The sequence below is a fragment of the Bacillus paranthracis genome (genome assembly GCF_024296885.1).
Lineage (GTDB): Bacteria > Bacillota > Bacilli > Bacillales > Bacillaceae_G > Bacillus_A > Bacillus_A paranthracis.
The window spans coordinates 302,501-307,500 of sequence record NZ_CP101135.1; the positions used below are offsets into that span (position 1 = coordinate 302,501).

Here is a 5,000-nt window from a genome sequence, read left to right on the forward strand (position 1 = left end):
TTTAAAGAGTGCGTAATAGCTCACTAGTCGAGTGACTCTGCGCCGAAAATGTACCGGGGCTAAATACACCACCGAAGCTGCGGATTGATACCGAATGGTATCAGTGGTAGGGGAGCGTTCTAAGGACAGTGAAGTCAGACCGGAAGGACTGGTGGAGTGCTTAGAAGTGAGAATGCCGGTATGAGTAGCGAAAGACGGGTGAGAATCCCGTCCACCGAATGCCTAAGGTTTCCTGAGGAAGGCTCGTCCGCTCAGGGTTAGTCAGGACCTAAGCCGAGGCCGACAGGCGTAGGCGATGGACAACAGGTTGATATTCCTGTACCACCTCTTTATCGTTTGAGCAATGGAGGGACGCAGAAGGATAGAAGAAGCGTGCGATTGGTTGTGCACGTCCAAGCAGTTAGGCTGATAAGTAGGCAAATCCGCTTATCGTAAAGGCTGAGCTGTGATGGGGAAGCTCCTTATGGAGCGAAGTCTTTGATTCCCCGCTGCCAAGAAAAGCTTCTAGCGAGATAAAAGGTGCCTGTACCGCAAACCGACACAGGTAGGCGAGGAGAGAATCCTAAGGTGTGCGAGAGAACTCTGGTTAAGGAACTCGGCAAAATGACCCCGTAACTTCGGGAGAAGGGGTGCTTTCTTAACGGAAAGCCGCAGTGAATAGGCCCAAGCGACTGTTTAGCAAAAACACAGCTCTCTGCGAAGCCGTAAGGCGAAGTATAGGGGGTGACACCTGCCCGGTGCTGGAAGGTTAAGGAGAGGGGTTAGCGTAAGCGAAGCTCTGAACTGAAGCCCCAGTAAACGGCGGCCGTAACTATAACGGTCCTAAGGTAGCGAAATTCCTTGTCGGGTAAGTTCCGACCCGCACGAAAGGTGTAACGATTTGGGCACTGTCTCAACCAGAGACTCGGTGAAATTATAGTACCTGTGAAGATGCAGGTTACCCGCGACAGGACGGAAAGACCCCGTGGAGCTTTACTGTAGCCTGATATTGAATTTTGGTACAGTTTGTACAGGATAGGCGGGAGCCTTTGAAACCGGAGCGCTAGCTTCGGTGGAGGCGCTGGTGGGATACCGCCCTGACTGTATTGAAATTCTAACCTACGGGTCTTATCGACCCGGGAGACAGTGTCAGGTGGGCAGTTTGACTGGGGCGGTCGCCTCCTAAAGTGTAACGGAGGCGCCCAAAGGTTCCCTCAGAATGGTTGGAAATCATTCGTAGAGTGCAAAGGCATAAGGGAGCTTGACTGCGAGACCTACAAGTCGAGCAGGGACGAAAGTCGGGCTTAGTGATCCGGTGGTTCCGCATGGAAGGGCCATCGCTCAACGGATAAAAGCTACCCCGGGGATAACAGGCTTATCTCCCCCAAGAGTCCACATCGACGGGGAGGTTTGGCACCTCGATGTCGGCTCATCGCATCCTGGGGCTGTAGTCGGTCCCAAGGGTTGGGCTGTTCGCCCATTAAAGCGGTACGCGAGCTGGGTTCAGAACGTCGTGAGACAGTTCGGTCCCTATCCGTCGTGGGCGTAGGAAATTTGAGAGGAGCTGTCCTTAGTACGAGAGGACCGGGATGGACGCACCGCTGGTGTACCAGTTGTTCTGCCAAGGGCATAGCTGGGTAGCTATGTGCGGAAGGGATAAGTGCTGAAAGCATCTAAGCATGAAGCCCCCCTCAAGATGAGATTTCCCATAGCGTAAGCTAGTAAGATCCCTGAAAGATGATCAGGTTGATAGGTTCGAGGTGGAAGCATGGTGACATGTGGAGCTGACGAATACTAATAGATCGAGGACTTAACCATATAATATGTAGCAAATGTTATCTAGTTTTGAAGGAATATGCCTTCATAGTTTGGTGATGATGGCAGAGAGGTCACACCCGTTCCCATACCGAACACGGAAGTTAAGCTCTCTAGCGCCGATGGTAGTTGGGACCTTGTCCCTGTGAGAGTAGGACGTCGCCAAGCAAAAACCTAAGTCGTTTCGACTTAGGTTTTTTTGTGTTTATTTATATATATCAAATGACATAATCCGTAAATTCAGTAATCTTAATGAGAGAAAAGGATGAAATAGAGACGTTTTAAAGTCAACTACCCCCAGTGAGACAAAGCCTTTCAGTGGGGGCTTGAACTCGAGCGCTAGGTCTTTTCGTCTATCGCTAGACGGTTTGACGCTCTAGTATTCATGCTACCCTACGATTTGTCACGCAACTTACTAATCTATCTACACCTAAATTGCAATTCAAAGCGTTACTCGTAGTCGTGGATGGTTTCTTCATTTGAGAAACATGCATTTCATATGTATCATGCACCTCAAGAACCGACTTTTTTTGCTTCGGTACAATCTCAATGTAGAAGATTTTTTTATGTCTTAAATTTTTCGGCATACGTATTTTAATGGAACCCAATTTTTTCTGAATGCCACATTCATCGGAACCATCCAATACCTGTTATTATCCACTTTAGGGACTTGATAGATTTCAATGATTCGTTTGTCAGTGAAACGAGAATAATTTGGAAACTTCGGACGCCCTGTGAACTTCTCAGGATTTTTCTTCCATTGTTCCAACGCTTTAAAAAAGCTCTTCATTTCTGCATATAAGGCTCTGCGAATCGCTTGAACAGAATTTGATTGAACGCCCCAATCATTCGTATTGGCTTGCATGGCAGTATCTACTTCTTTTACAGTAGCCATCCTGTTATTGTTTAAGTAACTTTGTTTCATCGTGTACAAGCCAACATTTCGCAACGCTTTTGAGCTATGTGACATGCGCTGAAGTAACCCCCCACTGATTAAAGTTTCAATTTATACAATGTCTTTTCACTTTTAAAGGATTTTATTCATCAAAAAATCTATAATTAAGGTAATTAATATATATTATTGATGGGTGTGGGGGATTATGAAAGAAATATGCATGTTATTAGTGGCTGTTATATTATGGGGGACAGCCATTGCGCCAACAAAGTGGGCGTTAGAATCTATTCAGCCATTTACTTTGTTATTTATTCGCCTTTTCTTCGCTGGTGGAATTTGTTTGTTATTTTCATTTAAACAATTAAAAAAGTCGGTTGTACATAAACAAGTGCCGTGGAAAAGAATGAGTTTACTATCTTTTACTGGTGTAGCTGGTTACTTTATGTTCACATCCTACGGTATTTCTTTAACAAGTGGATTACATGTTAGTATTATTGATGCTGCTTTGCCGTTAGTTACAATTCTTTTTTCAGCGATCTTTTTGAAAGAAAAAATTCAGCTTAATTATTGGATCGGTATTGTATTGGGAGCTGCTGGAGTACTTCTTATTACCATCCCATCTAGTAACGGTAATCAAGAAGTATCTTTAATAGGAGATACCCTTATTTTATTAAGCACTTTCTTATTTGCTTTCTATACAGTATTGTTGAAAAGACCAAAACAAGAACAGTATTTATCAAACAAGGTTTTTACAACATTAACTTTAATTATTGGAGCTGTTATTTTATTACCATTTGCAATGATAGAAACTTTTTACTATGGTTTCCCAGAAATCGAAACATGGAAGACTGGATTTAGTGTAATGTATCTTGTTATAGGTGCAACAATTTTAGCGTATTGGTTTTGGAATAGAGCATTAGAGACAGTCTCGGCATCAGTAAGTGGATTATATTTAAATGCCTTACCGTTAATAAGTATTGTTGCTTCAATTGCTTTATTAGATGAGTCTTTAACTTGGAAGATAGTAATAGGAGGAAGTTTAGTCTTAATAGGAGTAGGATGGGCAGATAGACAAAAGATAAGTAAGTTATTAAAGAAGAATAACTTGAATAGTAAGGAATGCTAAGTAACATATTGTATATAGTTTAAATATAAAAAAACACCTAATATATATGAAGTGAACCCGAATAGTGGCACATGAAAAAAACACCTCCTGAATTCGCATACTAAGTATGCAAATTCAGGAGGTGTTTTTGGTTTGAAAACAAGAGTTCATTACCCAGAAGAAATAAAGTGGAAAGTGATTGAAATGAAAAAGGATGGATATTCCAATCGGACAATTATGGAGAAGCTTGAAATTAAAAATGTTTCTCAAATTAAGACATGGATGAAATGGTATCGTACCGGTCAAACGTACCGTTTTCAACAACCTGTAGGAAAACAATATTCTTATGGAAAAGGGCCAAAAGAGTTAAATGAATTGGAACAGTTACGCTTAGAAAATAAACATCTAAAAACAAAATTACTTGTATGGGGAAAGTATCTAGAAATCGAAAGGGGCTGAAACCAGAAACTGTAGTTACTTTATGGAACGATTTAAAAACAAAGCTAACGGTAAAAGAATTGTGTAACGTATTAGAATTACCCCGGTCCACATTTTATCGTTGGTTACAACGAACGGAAGATCTAAAAGAGGATATAGAAGAGAAAGTAAAGGATATTTGTCTTAGGCATAGATTCCGGTATGGATATCGAAGAGTGACCGCTACTCTTCGAAAAATGGGACTGTGTGTCAATCATAAAAAAGTATTACGAATCATGAGACAAAATCATATTCTTTCAAAAGTACGTCGAAAGAAAAAGAAATATATCAATGGTGCGGAACCAATGGTAGCCCCTCATCGATTGGAGCGCCAATTCGATGCATCCAGACCAAATGAAAAGTGGTTTACGGATGTAACTTATTTATTATTTGGAGAGCGTACCTTGTATTTATCAACGATTATGGATGCCTTTAATCGTGAAATTATTAGTTGTGTCATCAGCGAGTCGCAAACACTGACATTGGCGATGAAGACATTAAAACAAGCAATGAGAGGGCGAAAAGTAAAAGGTGTCCTTCTTCACTCGGATCAAGGAAGTATTTATACAGCAAAAGAATTTCAAGCGTACGCCAAAGAAAACGGCATTATCACCAGCATGTCCCGGAAAGGAAATTGCCATGATAATGCCGTCATGGAAAGCTTCTTTGGTCATTTGAAAAGTGAAGCTTTCTATTCACAAAAGATAACAAAAGTATCCAACACAACTG

Annotated in this window: 2 protein-coding genes, 2 rRNA genes and 1 pseudogene (2 of these 5 running past the window's edge); 4 read left to right on the forward strand and 1 reads right to left on the reverse strand. The window is 41.8% G+C overall.

Features of this window, described 5'->3' with window-relative positions:
* Both NLJ82_RS01665 and rrf read left to right on the forward strand, forming a co-directional pair.
* Positions 1 to 1,797 (forward strand): 23S ribosomal RNA (locus NLJ82_RS01665); it begins 1,126 nt to the left of the window's first position.
* A gap of 49 nt (positions 1,798 to 1,846) precedes the next feature.
* Positions 1,847 to 1,962: ribosomal RNA gene (rrf, locus tag NLJ82_RS01670) — 5S ribosomal RNA — on the forward strand.
* Positions 1,963 to 2,192: 230 nt separating this feature from the next.
* Here rrf and NLJ82_RS01675 read toward each other — a convergent pair.
* Positions 2,193 to 2,776, reverse strand: a pseudogene (locus NLJ82_RS01675) (nuclease/transposase family protein); the annotation flags it as partial.
* A gap of 106 nt (positions 2,777 to 2,882) precedes the next feature.
* Here NLJ82_RS01675 and NLJ82_RS01680 point away from each other — a divergent pair.
* Both NLJ82_RS01680 and NLJ82_RS01685 read left to right on the forward strand, forming a co-directional pair.
* A complete protein-coding gene (locus tag NLJ82_RS01680) occupies positions 2,883 to 3,815 on the forward strand; it encodes a DMT family transporter (protein WP_164468373.1) in 933 nt (310 codons plus the stop codon).
* Positions 3,816 to 3,947: 132 nt separating this feature from the next.
* Positions 3,948 to 5,000, forward strand: a protein-coding gene (locus NLJ82_RS01685; protein WP_085964323.1) for an IS3 family transposase whose coding sequence is annotated in 2 segments (ribosomal slippage) — positions 3,948 to 4,200 and positions 4,200 to 5,000 — 1,158 coding nt in all (it continues 104 nt past the right edge of the window). Because the reading frame shifts where the segments join, the coding sequence is not laid out codon by codon here.